Source organism: Devosia beringensis, assembly GCF_014926585.1.
In the GTDB taxonomy this organism is placed as follows: domain Bacteria; phylum Pseudomonadota; class Alphaproteobacteria; order Rhizobiales; family Devosiaceae; genus Devosia; species Devosia beringensis.
In genome coordinates, this window is sequence record NZ_CP045422.1 from 2,734,736 (window position 1) to 2,751,013 (window position 16,278).

At 64.4% G+C, this 16,278-nt stretch carries 18 protein-coding genes; 9 read left to right on the top strand and 9 right to left on the bottom strand.

The window, feature by feature from the left end; genetic code table 11:
• Positions 1-280: 280 nt before the first annotated feature.
• A complete protein-coding gene (locus GDR53_RS13310) occupies positions 281-1,912 on the top strand; it encodes a tetratricopeptide repeat protein (protein WP_193334957.1) in 1,632 nt (543 codons plus the stop codon).
• Between the two features lie 18 nt (positions 1,913-1,930).
• Here GDR53_RS13310 and GDR53_RS13315 read toward each other — a convergent pair whose 3' ends face one another.
• The 3 genes from GDR53_RS13315 to GDR53_RS13325 are packed head-to-tail and all read right to left on the bottom strand — an operon-like array spanning position 1,931 to position 4,882.
• A complete protein-coding gene (locus GDR53_RS13315) occupies positions 1,931-2,263 on the bottom strand; it encodes a DMT family transporter (RefSeq protein WP_193334958.1) in 333 nt (110 codons plus the stop codon).
• Positions 2,260-3,561 (bottom strand): UDP-N-acetylmuramoyl-L-alanine--D-glutamate ligase, encoded by a 1,302-nt coding sequence (murD, locus tag GDR53_RS13320; protein WP_193334959.1) that lies wholly within the window; start codon positions 3,559-3,561, stop codon positions 2,260-2,262. Before murD ends, GDR53_RS13315 begins: the two co-directional genes overlap by 4 nt.
• Positions 3,551-4,882, bottom strand: a complete 1,332-nt coding sequence (locus GDR53_RS13325; RefSeq protein WP_193334960.1) for an endonuclease domain-containing protein — start codon at positions 4,880-4,882, stop codon at positions 3,551-3,553. The genes murD and GDR53_RS13325 overlap by 11 nt, the downstream gene beginning before the upstream one ends.
• A gap of 146 nt (positions 4,883-5,028) precedes the next feature.
• On the opposite strand from GDR53_RS13325, the gene GDR53_RS13330 reads away from it, so the two are divergent.
• Positions 5,029-5,457 (top strand): YciI family protein, encoded by a 429-nt coding sequence (locus GDR53_RS13330; RefSeq protein WP_193334961.1) that lies wholly within the window; start codon positions 5,029-5,031, stop codon positions 5,455-5,457.
• Positions 5,458-5,572: 115 nt separating this feature from the next.
• Here the strand turns inward: GDR53_RS13330 and GDR53_RS13335 are convergent, their stop codons facing one another.
• A complete protein-coding gene (locus GDR53_RS13335) occupies positions 5,573-6,463 on the bottom strand; it encodes a metallophosphoesterase family protein (protein ID WP_193334962.1) in 891 nt (296 codons plus the stop codon).
• A 111-nt stretch (positions 6,464-6,574) separates the two neighbouring features.
• On the opposite strand from GDR53_RS13335, the gene GDR53_RS13340 reads away from it, so the two are divergent.
• The gene (locus GDR53_RS13340; RefSeq protein WP_232846624.1) at positions 6,575-7,051 is read left to right on the top strand and encodes an NUDIX domain-containing protein; all 477 of its coding nucleotides are present in this window, start codon (positions 6,575-6,577) and stop codon (positions 7,049-7,051) included.
• A 9-nt stretch (positions 7,052-7,060) separates the two neighbouring features.
• Here GDR53_RS13340 and GDR53_RS13345 read toward each other — a convergent pair whose 3' ends face one another.
• Positions 7,061-8,020 (bottom strand): glutathione S-transferase family protein, encoded by a 960-nt coding sequence (locus GDR53_RS13345; RefSeq protein WP_193334963.1) that lies wholly within the window; start codon positions 8,018-8,020, stop codon positions 7,061-7,063.
• A gap of 417 nt (positions 8,021-8,437) precedes the next feature.
• Here GDR53_RS13345 and GDR53_RS13350 point away from each other — a divergent pair, with 417 nt between their 5' ends.
• The 3 genes from GDR53_RS13350 to GDR53_RS13360 all read left to right on the top strand — a co-directional run bounded on the left by GDR53_RS13350 (position 8,438) and on the right by GDR53_RS13360 (position 10,834).
• A complete protein-coding gene (locus tag GDR53_RS13350; RefSeq protein WP_210321335.1) occupies positions 8,438-8,929 on the top strand; it encodes a GNAT family N-acetyltransferase in 492 nt (163 codons plus the stop codon).
• 106 nt (positions 8,930-9,035) lie between these two features.
• Positions 9,036-9,662 (top strand): CoA pyrophosphatase, encoded by a 627-nt coding sequence (locus GDR53_RS13355; protein ID WP_193334965.1) that lies wholly within the window; start codon positions 9,036-9,038, stop codon positions 9,660-9,662.
• Entirely contained in the window at positions 9,659-10,834 is a 1,176-nt protein-coding gene (locus tag GDR53_RS13360) for a CCA tRNA nucleotidyltransferase (RefSeq protein WP_193334966.1), read from the top strand. The genes GDR53_RS13355 and GDR53_RS13360 overlap by 4 nt, the downstream gene beginning before the upstream one ends.
• On the opposite strand, the gene GDR53_RS13365 is transcribed toward GDR53_RS13360, so the two are convergent.
• Positions 10,831-11,028 (bottom strand): DUF1059 domain-containing protein, encoded by a 198-nt coding sequence (locus GDR53_RS13365; RefSeq protein ID WP_193334967.1) that lies wholly within the window; start codon positions 11,026-11,028, stop codon positions 10,831-10,833. The two genes, GDR53_RS13360 and GDR53_RS13365, sit on opposite strands and share 4 nt — an antisense overlap.
• 162 nt (positions 11,029-11,190) lie before the next feature.
• Here GDR53_RS13365 and GDR53_RS13370 point away from each other — a divergent pair, with 162 nt between their 5' ends.
• Positions 11,191-11,754 carry a DUF2062 domain-containing protein gene (locus GDR53_RS13370; protein ID WP_232846625.1) on the top strand — a complete coding sequence of 188 codons (564 nt, stop codon included), beginning with the start codon at positions 11,191-11,193 and terminating at the stop codon, positions 11,752-11,754.
• Here the strand turns inward: GDR53_RS13370 and GDR53_RS13375 are convergent.
• From GDR53_RS13375 to GDR53_RS13385, 3 genes are read right to left on the bottom strand one after another with little or no spacing between them, the layout of a single operon-like run.
• Positions 11,736-12,860: an AAA family ATPase gene (locus GDR53_RS13375; protein WP_193334969.1), complete on the bottom strand. Its 1,125-nt coding sequence runs from the start codon at positions 12,858-12,860 to the stop codon at positions 11,736-11,738. The genes GDR53_RS13370 and GDR53_RS13375 overlap by 19 nt on opposite strands.
• A 15-nt stretch (positions 12,861-12,875) precedes the next feature.
• The gene (hemF, locus tag GDR53_RS13380; RefSeq protein WP_193334970.1) at positions 12,876-13,778 is read right to left on the bottom strand and encodes an oxygen-dependent coproporphyrinogen oxidase; all 903 of its coding nucleotides are present in this window, start codon (positions 13,776-13,778) and stop codon (positions 12,876-12,878) included.
• Positions 13,775-14,245, bottom strand: a complete 471-nt coding sequence (locus GDR53_RS13385) for a tRNA (cytidine(34)-2'-O)-methyltransferase (RefSeq protein WP_193334971.1) — start codon at positions 14,243-14,245, stop codon at positions 13,775-13,777. The genes hemF and GDR53_RS13385 overlap by 4 nt, the downstream gene beginning before the upstream one ends.
• A gap of 230 nt (positions 14,246-14,475) precedes the next feature.
• On the opposite strand from GDR53_RS13385, the gene petA reads away from it, so the two are divergent.
• Together petA and GDR53_RS13395 are read left to right on the top strand one after the other, a co-directional pair.
• Complete coding sequence (gene petA / locus GDR53_RS13390) at positions 14,476-15,000, top strand: ubiquinol-cytochrome c reductase iron-sulfur subunit (protein ID WP_193334972.1); 525 nt, start codon at positions 14,476-14,478, stop codon at positions 14,998-15,000.
• Between the two features lie 14 nt (positions 15,001-15,014).
• Complete coding sequence (locus GDR53_RS13395; protein ID WP_193334973.1) at positions 15,015-16,265, top strand: cytochrome b; 1,251 nt, start codon at positions 15,015-15,017, stop codon at positions 16,263-16,265.
• Positions 16,266-16,278: the final 13 nt, after the last annotated feature.

Genomic DNA, 16,278 nt, shown 5'->3' on the forward strand with positions numbered 1-16,278 from the left:
CTGCAGGGGCCTAGCCGGCGGAGAACGGTGTCACGTAGATGACGGTGACTCCCCGGCCTATGGGCGAAGGGCCCGCCCGTCGCTAGGCAACTGCAGGTAAAATAACGGTAACGAGGGCTTGTAATTTACATGTAACACGCGACAATCCCGGCCAGTTCCGGAGGTCTGTGTGCCCGATCCGACGACACAGCGCGAAGTGATTCTGGCCTGTCTTGCGCAAATGCTTGAGTGGCCTGAAATTTCTCGTTCGCCGCAACTGTCGAAGTTCCTCGACTACATCGTGCAACGCACGTTGGCGGGGGATGAACAGTCAATAAAGGCCTATTCTATTGCTGTCGATGTGCTGGGTCGGGCGGCTGATTTCGATCCCCAGGCAGATCCGATCGTACGGGTGCAGGCGCGCCGGCTGCGCGGCCTGATCGAGGAATATTATCGCGGACCCGGCAGTGGCGACGCTGTGCGAATCTCCCTGCCGGTGGGGCGCTATGTGCCGGATTTCCATTGGATGGAGCCGGCCGGCGGCATCCGCGCAGCCGTCGATGAAACGCCATCGGCAGCGATGACGGGTCGGGCGCAACTTGCCGGCGGTCTGGCCATGTCCTGGTTTGCCGTGGCGGTCATCACCCTGGGCGTCGCCGCGCTTGGCCTGGCGCTGTTCATCTTCAACCCCATGTCGGAAACTGCCGGCAGCATGGGGCAGTTGGCGCGCCCCAGCGTCACGGTTGTCGAGTTCCAGAACCTGGCGGAGGGGCAAAGCGACGCCCCGCAGGTGGCGGGACTGGCCATCGAGCTCGTGACCGATCTGGACCAGTTCGAAGATATCGATGTGCGCTATGGCGGCGGTGCCGACGTGGCCATAGCGGTGGCCCCCAATGGCGTTGCCGACTATGTGCTCACGGGCATCGTCCGCAAGGACGGCGCGGTGGTGCAATACAGTGCCATCCTGACCGACAGCCGATCAGGCGGGGTGGTCTGGAACCAGACATTTGCCGTGCCGCTGGCCGAAGCCGTCCAGAGCGGTGTGCTCGACGCAGTGTCGCGTCGGCTCAGCCTGGTGCTGGGCAGTCCGCGCGGGCCGCTGCATGGTGCGGCGCGTCAACTGCTGGCCCAGTCGCCGGCGCTGAGCGGCAATGCCAACCTTTATTTGTGTCGCATGCTGTTCCACAGCTACCGGGCGAGCGGCAGCGCGGCAGAGGCTGACCGGACCAATACGTGCCTGTCCGGACTTGCTGCGGATGATCGGGAGTCCCCGACGGGTCTGGCGATGGCGGCGAGCCTGCTGGCCGAGCGCGATATTGCCCCGTCCGGACGGGACACCGCCTATGCCGAGCGGATGCGCCTGGCCGAGGCGGACCTCGACCGTGCCATTAGCGCAGCTCCGGTCAGCGCCTTCATCTGGGAGCAGCATGCGCGGCTGCGTCAGGACATGGGCCAGTTCGATAGGGCCCGCACCGAATATGGCTCCGCCATCCAGCTCAATCCGGCCAATGGAGATGCGCTGGCGGCCTATGCAAGGCTGCTGGCCCTGGGCGGCAATATCGCCGAGGCCGAGAGCATGGCGCGCGACGCGGCGGACGGCACGCCCAACCCGCCCGACTGGTACTTCTGTGTCCCGGCCTTGCTGGCTCTGCAGGCCGGCGACAATGCCGGGGCGATCGCCGCGGCGGAGCGCTATGCGCTGGCCGATGCTGAACTGGGTCCCATCCTGGCCATCCTGGCCGGGCAGCGCAGCGGCGACGGAGACATGGTCAATCGCTATCTGGCGCAGGTTCTCGACTTGCCTAGTTTCCGGGCGGTGGGTGTGTTGCCGCGGCTGCGTGAACGGGTGCAGGACAAGGCCCTGCTGGAGCAGATCCAGGCCGCCCTGACGGCGGCCGGCGTGCCGCTCAAGGCGATCAACGGCGCCTTCTAGGCCGATTTCGGCCTCGGGCTAATGCGCCGAGGATTGGGAAAACAGATTGATCACCAGCACGCCGGACAGGATCAGGGCCATGCCGACCAGGGCGGGCAGATCCAGGGTCTGGCCGTGCATGAAATAGGCGATCGTGGCAATCAGCACGATGCCGACGCCCGACCAGATGGCGTAGCCAATGCCGACCGGAATGGTCTGCAGGGCCAGGGAGAAGAAGTAGAAGGTGATGCCATAGCCCACCACCACCACGGCGGTGGGCCACAGGGCGGTGAAGCCGTTGGACGCGCGCAGGAACGAGGTGGCGACCACCTCGCCGGCAATGGCGATGGCGAGGTAGAGCGCGCCGCTCATGGGGAGGCGGGCCCGAACAATGTCCTGGCCAGCTCGACGAAGCGCTGGCCGCGCTCCTCGAAGTTCTTGAACTGGTTATAGGAGGGCGCGCCCGGGGAGAGGATGACCACGTCGAAGGCATCGCGCTGGGCGTGGAGCGCCTGCATGGCTGCGTCGAGATCAGGTGGCGTCAGGACGGTTATCCCTGGGGCGACGCTCTTGGTGGCCTCGGCCAGGCGGGCGCCGGTCACGGGCAGGCAGGCCAGCGTCGTCACGCCATGGCCTGCCAGCAGGCCCGCCAGTTCGGTATAGTCCTGCTCGCGTTCATGGCCGCCGGCGATCAGCGCCAGGCGCTGGCCCGGATAGGATGACAAGGCCGCCTTCGTGGCCTCCGGCGTGGTGGCAATGGAATCGTCGACAAACAGCTTGTCGCCAAAGCGGTGCTCTTCGAGCCGATGCGGCAAGGGCTTGAACGCCTTGATGCCGTCGACAATGCCATCGAGCGTGCCGCCGGCAGCCAGGGCGATTTGCGCGGCCAGAATGGCATTGTCCAGATTGTGGGCGCCCTTGAGGCGTGAGCGCGACACCGCCGACTCCACCACCTGCAGTTCCTGTGGTGTCAGGTCACGCAGCAGGCGGCGATGGTCGCGGGTCGCCTGGGCCACCAGGGCGTTGCCCTTGGCGCCAGCCCCGAGCGCAACGGGGAACCCACCATCGCGATCGATCAGGCGCAGCTTGTCGTGGTAGTAGCGCTCAACAGATCCATGCCAGTCGACATGCTCGGGATAGAGGTTGGTGATGGCGGCGATGTTGGGCAGGAAATTCATGTCGGCGGTCTGGTAGCTCGAGAGCTCGAAGACGACGACGGCATGCTTGTCGGCAATATCGAGCGGTGGCACGCCCACATTGCCGGCCAGCCCCGCATCGATGCCCGACCGGGTCAGCATCAGATGGACCAGGGTGGCGGTGGTGGATTTGCCCTTGGTCCCCGTGATGGCGATCGAGGTGCATTTGTCGCTGAAGGCATGCCCCCACAGATTGAGGTTGGAGGTGACGGGGATGCCGCGGTCCCGGGCGATATCGAACACGATCTTGTAGCGCGAGACGCCCGGGCTCTTGATGATATGGCCAAAGCGGTGGATGCGGGCAGCGTCCTTGATGTCTTCGGGCGCCATGAAGGCGGTGTCTTCGATGTCGTGCGGGCCGCTGTCAACGGTCACAAAGACCTTGAGGTCAGGTTGCTCGGCCTTGAGAAAAGCGCGGGTGGACCTGGCTTCGCGACCAGCGCCATAGAGCAGGACGGGTTCTTCAAACAGCATAAGCGGACACCTTGGCAGCCAGAGCAGGGGGGATGTGGTGATCGTGACTATCGGTCAGGCATTCGGCCATCGCCGCCTGCAGGCGCGGTTCGCCATACTGGCTCAGCAGGTCGGCCTTGACCGCGCGGACCACGGCGGCCTCGTGCCAGTCGGCGTGACGGGTCAAGGTGTACAGGCAGGCGGCCGCCTCAAGGATTTCCCCGACGCATTCCCAGGGCTTCTGGCCAGCCAGGCCCGCCAGCTCGCGGAAGGAGGCTTCATGGGCGGGATTGTCGAGCAGGTCCTTGCCGAAGATGGCGAGCAGCCGATCCTTGGCCATGAAGGGGGCAAAGATCAAGAAGACGAAATGGCATTTCGGGCATTGCCCGCACCACAGCGCCCCGTCATTGCCGGTGAGCCGGAAATTGCGGTTGCAGCTGGAAAAGACCCTGTCGAACCGGGTCTCGTGGGTGAACAGCGAGGCGATGCGGGCTTCAGAATAGGGGCGCAGCAGCGAGAAGTATTTCAGGGCGCCGCCGGTGGCGTCGCCCAGGATGGCGGCGATCAGCAGCTCGAACCCCAGCGACTTGGAATATTGGTGATTGGTCTCGCGCCCGTCGAACTCGACATTGCCCTCGCTGGCCGAGCGCTCGTTGGACAGCACGATCTGGCTGTAGCCATAGAGCAGGGCGCAGAGCGCTGCGATCATTGAGTTGATGGCGGTCGAGGGTACGTGGCCGTTGAAAAAGCCGGGCTGGGTGCCGAGCCGGATCATCTCGGGGTCCAGCGTACGGGTGACATAGATGGGCGGCGTGCCGATCTTGTCGACCGAGGTCAGGATGGGACCCTTGGGATTGACGGCAAAGGGGGTGAAGTCAACCCCGGTATGGCTGAGCAGGTCGACGCTGACCAGGGAATCCTTGCCGCCGCCAATGGGCAGCAGCGTGCGGTCGGGCAGGGTTATGGCAGGCTGGCGATCAGCGGCGTCATGCGGCGCGATGATGGAGAGCTTGTCGAAGCGCTGCAGATTGTTGCGGGCATAGAATTCGCCCAGCCCGTTTTCATAGACGTCGATTACAAAGGCGCGCTCGGCGGCATTGAGCGGGATCTGCGGCGCCGCGATCACATGGGGTGCCTGCAGCTTGAAATAGCTCACTCCCAGCACGATGGCGGTGAGGTCGAGCAGCTTGATGAAGTTCGGGCTGGTGGCGGCTCCGGGCAAGGCACCTGCCGGGAAATCGAGGGTTTCCTCGAAATGCAGCCCGTCCAGATCATACATGAAACGGGCCTGGGCCGTGTCCGGATCGTAGGTGGGGCGCTCTATCAGAAATTGGTCGGTCAACAGGAGTCCTCGCGGCTTGGTCCACATATAGGTGATTTGCGGCCCGGGCGGGAGGGGGACTGGCGGGTTGCGCCATGTCTGACTTGTCGCGCACCATTCGTCGTGACGGTATTGGGGGCCAGTGCCCCGCAACAAGGAGAAAAGCGATGCGTGTGATGGTTCTGGTCAAGGCCACCGAAGATAGCGAAGCAGGCGTCATGCCCCCGTCCGAACTGCTCGAGGCCATGGGCCGGTATAATGAGGAACTGGTCGATGCAGGAATCCTCTTGGCCGGGGACGGGCTCAAACCCAGCAGCCAGGCCAAGCGGGTCGCGTTTGACGGCCCCAGCCGCCGCGTCATCGACGGGCCCTTTGCCGAGACCAAGGAACTGGTCGCCGGCTACTGGGTCTGGGAGGTGCGCGACATGGATCATGCCGTCGAATGGGTCAAGCGCTGCCCCAATCCAATGCTGGGACCCAGCGAGATCGAGATCCGGCCCTTCTTCGAAATGGCCGACTTTGCCGCGATCATGACGCCGGAGGCCGAAGCGATCCACAATCGGGTGGCGGAGAAGGAAAAGCAGCGTCAGGGCTGAGTGGCGCAGGGGGATTGGAGATCCGGGTGGTGGGTTGTCTGGGCCATTCGACCGTAGGTCTCATGGCCTGCTTCGCTCAAATCGCGCCACTGGCGCGATTTGCCCTGCGGGACTCTCAGCAGATACGCATCTGCAGGCGCATGACGATTTCGCTGCCCAGGCGCTGATAGCCATATTCGCGCATGGTGCAGGTCCAGCCATCGCCGGCGCGCTCGATGCGGAAGAGGTTGTAGCGTGCCGGATCATCCAGCGTGCCGCCCTGGGCCGCACTGGCAGCCGCGACGCCGACCACGGGCACTTCGTGCTTGGGGCCGGGAATGGAGTGGATCGAGGAGCGGTGGGTATGGCCGTGCAGGATCAGCTCGGCGCCATGCTCGGCGATGACCTCGCGGAACAGCTTGTGGCCCTTGAGGCCGAAGGAAGGATGCTGCAGTTCGGGATTGGGCGGGTGATGGATCAGCACGGTGCGGAAATAGTCCGCCTCGCCCATCACCTTGAGGATGCGGCCGAGCCGCTCGGCCTGCTCGAGGTCAAAGCGGCCGATGGCCAGGAACGGGCGGGTCGGCACGGCGCTTGAACAGGAAATGACCGCCAGTTCGCCGATGCGGCGGACAAAGGGGAAGGCACCGGTATCGAGGGTTTCACCCTTGAGATATTCGCCCCAGCGCTGCTGCGCCGATTCCAGCGTGCCGGCGACATAGGCGTCGTGGTTGCCCGGGCAGACGGCGATCCTGTCGGCCGGGCCGAGGGCCTCCAGCCAGGTGCCCGCCCGCTCGATCTCCATGGGCAGCGCCAGGTTGACCAGATCGCCGGTGACGGCGGTGAAGTCGGCATTCTGGGCCTGCAGGTGGGCCACGAGACTGGCCAGCGTCTCGCTGTTGAGCTCGTCGTGGCGCCGCAATTTCCAGTTCAGATAGCCGGTGAGGCGCTTTCCCAGCAAGTCGCGCCACCCGACGGCGGGCATGGGAGACAGGTGAATGTCGGAGATATGTGCGAGACTGATCATTGCTGGCGTAATGCCAGAAGCCAGCGGCCAAGAAAATGCTCAATCGCCCCCCGCAGTAATTTTGTGGTGATCAAGTTCCTGCTACCGGTGGCTGCAAAGGAGTTCCGAACCATGCAGATGAATCGTTTCCAGCGGGTGCGCGCCCGGCTCTTTCTGCTGCTCAAGGGCACCTGGCAGCGCATGACGGTGGGCGCACGGGTCATGCTGGTGGATGGCGACAAGGTACTGCTGATCCGCCACACCTATGTGCCCGGCTGGCAGTTTCCGGGCGGCGGCGTCAGCCCCGGCGAAACCATCGAGGCAGCGGCGCGGCGCGAAGTGCTCGAGGAGACCGGCTATCGCGTCACCGGCGCCATGGCGCTGTTCGGGCTCTATCACAATTCCAGCACGGTCACCGATCGGGACCATGTCGCCTTCTATATCGCCAGCCAGTTCGAGCAGGGCTTTGCCTTCAAGCCCAACCACGAAATTGCCGAGGCCGGATGGTTCGACCGCCGGGCCCTGCCGGAAAAGGTCACCCCGGCCACGTCGCAGCGCATTGACGAATATTTCGATCAGGCGCCGCGGCGTGACATCTGGGGCTATTGAGGCGCCGCCCTAGCTGAGGAAGGGCAGCTCGGGCCCGATCGGGATGATCCGGCTCGGATTGATGGTGGGGTGGCTCCAGTAATAGTGCGTGCGGATATGGTCGAGATCGACCGTTTCCTTGATGCCCGGCACCTCATAGAGCGCCTTGAGATAGTGCGAGATATTTGGGTAGTCGGCGATGCGGCGGCGATTGCACTTGAAGTGGCCGACATAGACGGCGTCAAAGCGCACCAGCGTGGTGAACAGGCGCCAGTCGGCTTCGGTGATGGTGTCGCCGGTCAGATAGGCGGTTTGGCCGAGCAGGTCCTCGACCCAGTCCAGCGCGGTGAAAAGCGTGCCGACGGCCTCGTCATAGGCGCTCTGGGCGGTGGCGAAACCGGCCTTGTAGACGCCGTTGTTGATCTCGTCGTAGACGCGGGCATTGATGGGGTCGATCGTGGCACGCAGCGCCTCGGGATAGTAATCATCGGTATTGCCGGTCAGCTCGTTGAAGGCCGAGTTGAACATGCGGATGATTTCCGAGCTCTCGTTGGAAACGATGGTGCCGGTCTGCTTGTCCCAGAGGACAGGAACCGTAACGCGGCCGGAAAAGTCTGGCACCGCCTGGGTATAAAGCTGCCAGAGCAGTTCCTTGCCGAACAGCGCGTCGCCGGTCGAGCCGGTGCTGGTGTCGAAGCTCCAGCCGGTTTCGTCGGGCATTTTCGGCGAAACGACCGAGACATCGATCAGCGCCTCGAGGTCCTTGAGCTTGCGGAAGATCAGGGTGCGGTGGGCCCAGGGACAGGCGAGCGACACATAGAGGTGGTAGCGGCCGGCTTCGGCCTTGAAGCCGCCAGTGCGCGAGGGGCCGGGGCTGCAGTCAGCAGTCACCCAGTTGCGGAAGCCCGCTTGGCTGCGCTCGAACTTGCCGCCGGTCTTTTTGGTGTCATACCACTGGGTGGACCATTGTCCGTCGATCAGTTGACCCATGGGTGCAGCCTTTCCGTCATGTTGCCGACGTATTGCCGGAGTGAACTTCCGGCCGTCGCTTGCGTTGACTGACACATAGGCGATGAATGCGCGACCGATAAGACCGCAGCGGCGTAACGAAGCGTTGTGCATATTTAACACAGACGCGCCACGGGCGCCGGTTTTGCAGGATCAGCTGATGAGTTTTTGTTTACGTCCGGCCCCTGTGGTGCTAATGCGGAATCTCGGCGTGGAGGCGCCCAGGATGGCGAAGGTTTTGCTGGTAATTCGACGACCCTGAGTGGTCTTTTGAAGCGGTGCCCATTGGGCGCCGGGTTGGTGTTACCCGTCTTTTCCTGGATTGTTGATATGTCCTCTGTCTCTGCGCCTCCGGCTGCGGCCGCTGTTGCTTCCCCCCCTGCTGCGCGGACCGTTACCGTGCGCCCCGCGACCCGGTCCGGGGACGATGAATTCATCGACGACCTGCAGGCCATCGCTTTTGGGCCGGGCCGGTTTGCCCGCACCGCCTTCCGCATTCGGGAGCGCTTCCCTATCGACATGAGCCTGAGCCTGATTGCCGAAGTCGATGGCACGCCCTGCGGCTCGGTATGGATGACGCCAATCTCGATTGGCGGCATTAACGGCTATATGCTGGGGCCACTGGCCACCCATCCCGATTTCCGCAAGCTGGGCGCCGGCAAGATGCTGGCCCGGGAAGTCACGGCGCGGGCCCTGGCCCGCGGCGAAGGCCAGTTCGTCATGCTGGTGGGTGACCGCGACTATTATTGCCCGCTGGGCTGGGAGCCGACCACGCTGGGCAATATCGAGTTTCCTGGCCCGGTCGATCCGACGCGCGTGCTGCTGCTGGCCGAGGACAAGAGCCTTGCCACCACGCTGGCTGGTCCCATCGAGGCTTTCATCGAAGACTGATCGCGGTAGCCGGACTGGTTCCGGATCCATTCCGCGCTGAACGCGGTTTACCCGCTGCGGTCGCCTGCACTAAGCTGGCGGCCCCGACGCAAATTCTGGTGTTTGCTTGTCCTCCGACGACCCGTTCATCAACCGCCTCACCGCCCGCCTGCTGCCGGTGCCGCCCGCCCTGCCGGCGGCCGAAACGCTGACGCCGGACTGGGCGCCGTCGCGTCCCTTCGAGCGGCCGCCGGTTCCGGCAGCGGTGCTGATCGCGCTGGTGCGCCGGCCTGAAGGCTTTACCGTGCTCTATACCGAACGCTCGCCCGACCTGCGGGCGCATTCGGGGCAGGTGGCTTTTCCCGGGGGCAAGGTCGATGCCGCAGACAGCGATGTCGCGGCCGCCGCGCTGCGCGAAGCCTTCGAGGAAGTGGGCATGCTGGCCAGCGAGGTGGAGGTGGTAGGCTTTATGCCGACCTATTTTACCGGCACCAATTACCTGATCACCCCGGTGGTGGCGATTGTCGCGCCCAGCGGGCCCTTCGTGCCCAATCCGGGCGAGGTGCATTCGGTGTTCGAGGTGCCGCTACGGCGCATCCTGCAGATCGAGAGCTATGGCGAATTCCGTATCAAGCGGAATGGCAAGGAACACCGGACCTGGCAGATCGACCATGACGGGCATCGCATCTGGGGCATTACCGCCAATATCACGCGGCAGTTCCGCGATCTGGCTACCGGCGAGGTCGCGTCATGAGTGCCGAGGCGCTGAAGTCGGCTGAATGGCTGGTGCGGCCGGAAACGCAGGCGATCCTGGCGGCGCTGGATGGCGCCGAGGGCCGGACCCGGGCCGTCGGTGGCGTGGTCCGCGATACTCTGCTGGCGCGGCAGCGCGTCAATCCGGACATCGACCTGGCCACCGAACTGCTGCCCGAGGACGTGATGGCACGGGCGAAAGCCGCGGGGATTGCCGTCTATCCCACGGGGATCGACCATGGCACGGTGACGCTCAAGCTGGGGGAGACGCTGGCCGAGGTCACAACGCTGCGGCGGGACATCGAGACCAATGGGCGCCATGCCGTGGTCGCCTTCGGGACCGACTGGCGCGAGGATGCCAGCCGCCGCGACTTCACCCTCAATGCGCTCTATTGTGGGCCGGATGGCACACTGTTCGATCCGCTGGACGGGCTCGAGGATGCGCTGGCCGGGCACGTGCGCTTCATTGGCGATGCGGCGCAGCGGATTAGTGAGGACGGCTTGCGTGTCTATCGCTTCTTCCGCTTCTCGGCCAGCCACGGGGGCCAACAGTTCGATCCGGACGGGCTGGCGGCCTGTGCCGCGGCCGTGTCCCGGCTGGGACATCTGTCGCGCGAACGGGTGGGCCAGGAAATCACCCGCATGCTGGCGCTGCCCAAGGTGGCGATGAGCCTGCTGGTGATGGCCGAGCTGGGCCTGCTGGAATTCGACGATGTCGCGGCCCGGGCGCTGGTGGCCTATGAGACCTTGGGCGGGCAGTCGGCGGCGACGCGGCTGGCCTTGCTGGCCGGTGACGCATTGGAGGCGGCACAGGAGAGCTGGCGGCTGTCCAACGAGATGGTGGGCAAGGCGCGTGACATCGGCCGTGCGGCGGCCCTGCTGGCGGATGACCGGGTCGGAGAAGCGGCCTATCGACATGGCGAAAGTGCCGTAGAGGGCCTGGCGCTGGTGGCGGCACGTGAGGAATGGGTACAGGCACGGCTGGCTGAAACCGCCCGCGCTTTGGCGGGGCTGGTCGTGCCGGACTTTCCCGTCAGTGGACGCGATCTGGCCCGCCTCGGCATGAAGCCGGGGCCGCACTTGGGCAAGGAACTGGCCCGGCTGGAGCGCGCCTGGATCGACAGCGGCTTTGCGCTTGGCAAACCGGCGCTGCTGACCCTGGTCCAGCTTTAGTGGGGTTTGGCAGGCGTCGCGTCGGTATCGACGATGCGTTCCTTGATGCGCTCGATCATGTCGGGACGGATTTCGGTCTCGCCATGCAGGTTGCGCAGGTTTTCGACTGCCTTGCGCACAACCTCGGCCTCGTTGTCGGCCTCGGCATGCCAGGTGGCGCCCGGGATCAGTGTGCCTGATTCAAATCGTTTCATGCGATCCTCCTGGGTTTCGTTGTCTCGAAACAACGCCTGGCGAGGGGCATTCGTTCCGCTGGGCGCCTCGATCACGGCAGTTTTTCTATTCGGCGGCGGGGTTTGCCTATAGGATGCGAGACTGAAACCAGGGGGAATAGGCCGGGCATGCGGGCAGGCTTGTTGAACAAAATTCGTGATGCTGTCTGGCCGCGCATGGGTTTGCGCCGCTATGCCCGCTATCTGCAGACGCGCGTCATGCGGCTTTCCGCCAGCCCGCATGCCATTGCGGCCGGGGTGGCGTCCGGCGCCGCCGTGTCGATGCTGCCGCTGATCGGGCTGCATTTCGTACTCGGCTTCGTGCTGGCCTTCGCCCTGCGCGGCAACATGCTCGCGGCTGCCATCGGCACGGCATGGGGCAATCCGCTGAGCTTTCCCTTGTTCTTTGCCGCGTCCTACGCCGTCGGCGACTGGCTGACCGGCGGGGGCGGGGTCAGCGTCACCGAGGGGGCGCAGGTGGAGACCACCGGCGAGCAGCTCAGCCACGGCCTGTTTTCGAGCGGCTTTGAGGCGGTCTGGCCGACCTTCAAGACCATGATGATCGGCGGCGTGCCGCTGGCCGTGCTGGTCTTTGCCGGCTTTTATGTCGTGGTGCGTCTGGTCGTGACGCGGTTCCGGGCGCTGCGGCAATCCCGGCTGGCGCGCAAGCGCGGGCTGGCCAATTCGGTTCAGTCGTCGACGAACTGACCGATCTGGCTTAGGCCTTCGAGCCAGGTGCCGCCGTGCTGGCGGATAACCTGGCGCGGCAGCACGCCGGTCTCTTCGGTCAGCGCATCGGCCAAGGTCTGCGAATGGGTGACCACCCAGACCTGGGTGCGCTGCGTCGCCTTGGCAATGATGCGGGCCAGAGCCGGCAGCAGTTCGGGATGCAGGCTATTTTCGGGTTCGTTGAGCGCGATCAGCGGCGGCAGGCGATAGGAGAGCAGCGCTCCCATCAGCGCCAGAAACTGCAGCGTACCGTCGGATAGCTCATTGGCGGCGAATTCCCGCTTGGGCATATCGGCAAAGCGCATGGCGAAGCTGGCGAACTGTTCGGGCGGCGGCACGACCAGTTGGGCGCCGGGAAAGGCATGATCGACGGCCTCGTCGAGATCGACGCTGTCCTGGCGGATGTGGCGCAGCGTCGCCAGCACGGCGGCCAGATTGGCGCCATTGGCGTCGAGTGTCGGAGCCGTGACGGCGCGGGACGGCAGGCGCAGCGGGGAGTCCGCGTCGGTCCGGAACCCGTGATAGAAGCGCCAGGCCGCAATTGCCTCCCGCACCCGATCGATTTCGGGAATGCCACGCAGCCCTGACAGGGCGATCTCGCTGGAAAGCAGCACCGCATCGGCCTGCACGCGTTTGCCCTCCGCATTCCGTACCCAGATCGCCGGTCCCTTGCGCTCCATCAGTGCCACCGGGCGCCGCCCGGCCAGGGTCAGGCTCTCCTGCTTGATCATGGCCTCCAAGGGAAAGGCCGCATCGACCTTGGTGGGGAAGCCGGGCTCGATCTCATAGCTGACGGGCAAGCCGTCGTCTTGGCCGTCAGCCAGTTCCAGGCCAATGCGCAGGGACATTCGAGCCGGCTCATGACTGCGGCGCTCGCCGGCCCAGATGACCGATGCCAGCCCACCCTCCCGCGCGATATCCTGGGCAAAGTCGCCGGTCGCCGCCGCGCGCACCAGCTCGAGCGCCCGGTAGAGGTTAGTCTTGCCCACGCCATTGGCGCCGACCAGAACTGAAAGCTGGCGGACAGGAAAGCTGATGGCGCGGACCGAGCGATAGCCGGTGATCTGGATATCGGTCAGCGCCATCGCCTGCTCCTCAGCTCACGGCCAGCGGACTTCGGGCGGCATCGACGAGAGGATGGCCTGCACATTGCCGCCGGTCTTGAGGCCGAATGTCGTGCCGCGGTCGTAGAGCAGGTTGAACTCGACATAGCGGCCGCGCCGGACCAGCTGTTCATGCCGGTCGGCCTCGGTCCAGGGCGTTGTCATGTTGCGCCGCACCAGTTGTGGATAGATGCCCAGAAAGGCCTCGCCCACGGCCTGGGTAAAGGCAAAGTCGGCGTCCCAGTCGCCCGAATTGTGGTGATCGTAAAAGATGCCGCCGGTGCCGCGATGCTCGTTGCGATGCGGCAGGAAGAAGTACTCGTCGCACCAGGCCTTGAAGCGATCATAGTCGACGCCGGGGCGATCCAGGCAGGCGGCCCGCATGGCCGCGTGGAAGTCGATCGTGTCGACGTCGTCCTGGCTGCGGCGGCGGTCGAGCACCGGGGTCAGGTCGGCGCCGCCGCCGAACCACTGTTTGCCGGTAACGATCATGCGCGTGTTCATGTGCACGGCGGGGACGTGCGGATTGCAAGGATGGACAATCAACGAAATGCCGGCGCTCCAGAACTGGGCGCCCGCCTCGGTGCCCGGCATCTGCTTGGCGAAGTCGGCGGAAAACTCGCCATGCACGGTCGAGATGTGCACGCCGGCCTTCTCGAAGACGCGGCCATGCAGCATGCTCATTTCGCCGCCGCCGCCGCCGCCGGCCTCGCGATCCCAGGGCGTGCGCTCGAATTTCCCGGGCGGCAGGTCGGCATTAGGGCCGGTGAGCTCGGCCTCGATGGCCTCGAACTGGGCGCAGATGCTGTCGCGCAGGGTGCGGAACCAGAGCTGGGCGGTGGCCTTTTTGGCGTCGATGTCGATGGGAAGTGTCATGGTGGTGGAGGAATGACCCGTCATTGCAGTGCTGTAAACCCGTCCGTCTGTCTTTTTGCCTCGCCCAGGATAAGCGTTGCGGCCAGGGCGACATTGATCGAGCGCAAGCCCGGACGCATCGGAATGCGCAGGGCAAGGTCAGTGGCAGCGGCCACAGCGTCGGGAACGCCGGCGCTTTCGCGCCCGACCATGACGATGTCCTGCGGTGAAAAGACGGCATCATAGGCCGAGGTCTGGCTCTTGGTGGTCAACAGCACGAGGCGCCGCCCCTCCGCGCGCCGCCAGGCGTCGAACCGGGTCCAGCTGTCATGCTCGCGCACGGCGGCGTGGTCGAGATAATCGAGGCCCGCACGCGCCAGGGTCTTGGCGGAAAAGGCAAAGCCGGTGGGGTGGATGATATGGATGGTGGTGTCCAGGCAAGCGCAGAGCCGGATCAGCGTGCCGGTATTGTTGGCGATGTCAGGCTGATAGAGCGCTAGGTCGACCGGCATGAGACTATCCCGCGGCTTGAGGCTTGTAGGCCCGCCAAAGCAGGGCTTTGCCGGGTATAGTGTCGCAGTTGGGTGCTGTCACCGTGCGGATCACTGGACAAGCGCATGGGACAGTGCAAAAAGACCGCAACTGACGGGCCGCTTGAGGGCGGTCGGCTACCGATTCCGTCCATGGAAACCTGGTGTGCCGCTGCCGGCCGCGTCTGATGTGATAGTACGGGGAACGGACCTTGGCCACGGAAGCTCAACATTCAACGACACGACGGGATTTTCTCTTCGTGGCAACTGGCGCCGTGGCTGGCGTCGGCGCTGCGGCGACGGTGTGGCCGCTGATCAACCAGATGAACCCCGATGCCTCGACCCTGGCGGTCGCCAGCATCGAGTTCAGCCTGAACGGCATCGAGCCCGGCCAGTCGGTGACCATCCTGTGGCGCGGCCTGCCGGTTTTCGTGCGCAACCGCACGCCCGAGGAAGTCGCCGAGGCGCAGAATGTGGCGCTTGCCGATCTCAAGGATCCGCAGACCGACGCCGAGCGCACCAAGGAAGGCCATGAAAACTGGCTGGTGATGATTGCCAACTGCACCCATCTGGGCTGCATCCCGACCGGCGAATCAGGCGAATTCGATGGCTGGGCCTGCCCCTGCCATGGTTCGCAGTTCGACACGGCGGGCCGCATCCGCAAGGGTCCCGCGCCGACCAACCTGGTCGTGCCGCCGTATGAATTCGTCAGCGATTCGCTGATCCAGATCGGCTAGTGGGGGCTTTTCCGATGTCAGAACACTCAACTTACACTCCAGGCTCCGGCATCGAGAAATGGCTTGATGAGCGCTTGCCCATCATCCGGTTCTCCAAAGAGCACCTGATGGACTTCCCCACGCCCAAGAATCTGAATTATTTCTGGACGTTCGGCGCCATTCTCGTGATGTGCCTGGGCATCCAGATCGTCACCGGCATCATCCTGGCGATGCATTACACGCCCAATATCGGGCTGGCCTTCGACTCGGTCGAGCATATCCGCCGCAACGTCAATGGCGGCCGGATGATCCAGGCGTTCCACGCCGTGGGCGCCTCGATGTTCTTCGTGGCCGTCTATATCCACATCTTCCGCGGCATGTATTTCGGCTCCTACAAGGCGCCGCGCGAGATCCTGTGGATCCTGGGCGTGCTCATCTTCGTGCTGATGATGGCGACTGCCTTCATGGGGTATGTGCTGCCTTGGGGCCAGATGTCCGGCTGGGCCGCCACCGTTATCACCAATATCTTCGAGGCCATTCCAGTGCTCGGCACGCCGCTGCTGGAACTGCTGCGCGGCGGCTTCTCGGTGGGCAATCCGACGCTCAACCGCTTCTTCTCGCTGCACTATCTGCTGCCCTTCGTGATCGCCGCCGTGGTGGCGCTGCACATCTGGGCCCTGCACGTGCCGGGCAACAACAACCCGACTGGCGTCGACGTCAAGGACAGCCGCGATACCTTGCCCTTCCATCCGTACTACACGATGAAGGACGCCTTCGGCATGGTGGTGTTCCTGATCCCGTTTGTCTGGTTCGCTTTCTTTGCGCCCGACATTCTGGGTCATCCGGACAATTACATCCAGTTCAACAGCCAGATCACGCCGGCCCATATCGTGCCGGAATGGTATTTCCTGCCCTTCTACGCCATCCTGCGGGCCATCGATTTCAACCTGCTGTTCATCAACTCCAAGCTGCTGGGCGTGATCTTCTTCGGCGGTTCGATCGTCATCCTGTTCCTGCTTCCCTGGCTGGACACGTCCAAGGTGCGGTCGGGCAATTTCCGTCCGATGTTCAAGTGGTTCTACTGGCTGTTCGTGGTCAACTTCATTGGCCTGACCTATCTGGGCGCACAGCCGGCCGATGGCATCTATGTGCTGCTGTCCAAGATCTGCACGGCCTATTACTTCATCCACTTCATCGTCATCCTGCCCGTGCTTAGCCGCATCGAGAAGCCTCGGCCCCTGCCGACCAGCATCTCGGAGAGCGTGCTTGCCAAGTCGCACGCGTAAGAGAGGGGCAGGA